General features: G+C 67.7%; 1 protein-coding gene. It reads left to right on the top strand.

Translation table 11 applies throughout. From position 1 onward, the window contains the following. A partial coding sequence (locus ABZD10_RS15535; protein WP_372887923.1) for a molybdopterin-dependent oxidoreductase occupies positions 1-1,511 on the top strand: 1,511 nt, incomplete at its 5' end. Positions 1,512-1,526 lie beyond the last annotated feature (15 nt).

Genomic DNA, 1,526 nt, shown 5'->3' on the forward strand with positions numbered 1-1,526 from the left:
CCACCGAGGTCGCTGGCGTGACCCAGATGGGGCAGACCGGTCGCGGCGAAGATGCCGAGATCACCAGCTATCTGAACCAGACGCTCGATTCGAACATGCAGGGCAACATCATCGACCTGTGCCCGGTCGGCGCGCTGACGTCGAAACCCTATGCCTTCACCGCCCGCCCGTGGGAGCTGACCAAGACCGAAACCATCGACGTGATGGACGCGCTGGGTTCGAACATCCGCGTCGACACCAAGGGCCGCGAAGTCAAACGCATCATGCCGCGCAACCATGACGGCGTGAACGAGGAATGGATTTCCGACAAGACCCGCTTTGTCTGGGACGGCCTGCGCCGCCAGCGCCTCGACCGCCCCTATGTGCGCGTCGACGGCAAGCTGAAGCCCGCCACCTGGGGCGAGGCGCTCGGCGCCGCCGCGGCGGCGATGAAGGGCAAGAAGGTCGCGGCTCTGGTCGGCGATCTGGCCCCGGTCGAAGCGGCCTTTGCACTGAAACAGATCGTCGAAGGTCTCGACGGCAAGATCGAATGCCGCACCAACGGCGCGGTGCTGCCAGCCGGCAACCGCTCGGCCTATGTCGGCACCGCCTCGATCGAGGATCTTGACAGCGCCAAGGTGGTCTATCTGATCGGCACCAACCCGCGCAACGAGGCGCCGGTGCTGAACGCGCGTATCCGCAAGGCCTGGCTCAAGGGTGCGGAAGTGCGGGTGATCGGTGCGCCCGACATGGATCTGACCTATGATTACGTGACCCTGGGTGCCGGGCGCGAGGCGCTGAACGCGCTGCTCGCCGAGGCCGGCGCCGAAGAGGGCGCGGTGGTGATCGTCGGCCAGGGCGCAGTCACCGAGGGCGACGGTATCGCGGTGCTGGGCGCGGCGATGGCAGCAACCGAGAAACTGGGCGGCAAGATGCTGGTGCTGCACACCGCCGCCAGCCGGGTCGGCGCGATGGACATCGGCGCCGTTACCGAGGGCGGTCTCGACGTCGCCATGGAAGGGGCCGAAGTGGTCTACAACCTCGGCGCCGACGAGGTCGAGATCGGCGATGGGGCCTTCGTGATCTATCAGGGCAGCCATGGCGATCGCGGCGCGCACCGTGCCGACGTGATCCTGCCGGCCGCCGCCTATACCGAGGAAAACGGCCTGTTCGTCAATACCGAAGGCCGCCCGCAGCTGGCGATGCGCGCCGGTTTCGCACCGGGCGAAGGCAAGGAGAACTGGGCCATCCTGCGCGCGCTCAGCGCCGAGCTGGGCGCCACGCTGCCCTATGACACGCTGGCACAGCTGCGCACCGCGCTGGTGGCCGAGGTGCCGCATCTGGCCGCCGTCGACCAGCTGGCCGACAACGGCTGGGAGCCGCTCGAGGTCAAGACCCTCGGCAAGGGCGCCTTCCGCCAGGTGATCGCCGATTTCTACCTGACCAACCCGATCGCCCGCGCCAGCGAGCTGATGGCCGAGCTGTCGGCCAACGCCAAGGCACGCGGCGCAGGCAAAGTGGCGGCGGAATAGGACACCATGCATCTC

Origin of the sequence: Shimia sp. (genome assembly GCF_041624275.1) — a bacterium.
Taxonomy (GTDB): domain Bacteria; phylum Pseudomonadota; class Alphaproteobacteria; order Rhodobacterales; family Rhodobacteraceae; genus Shimia.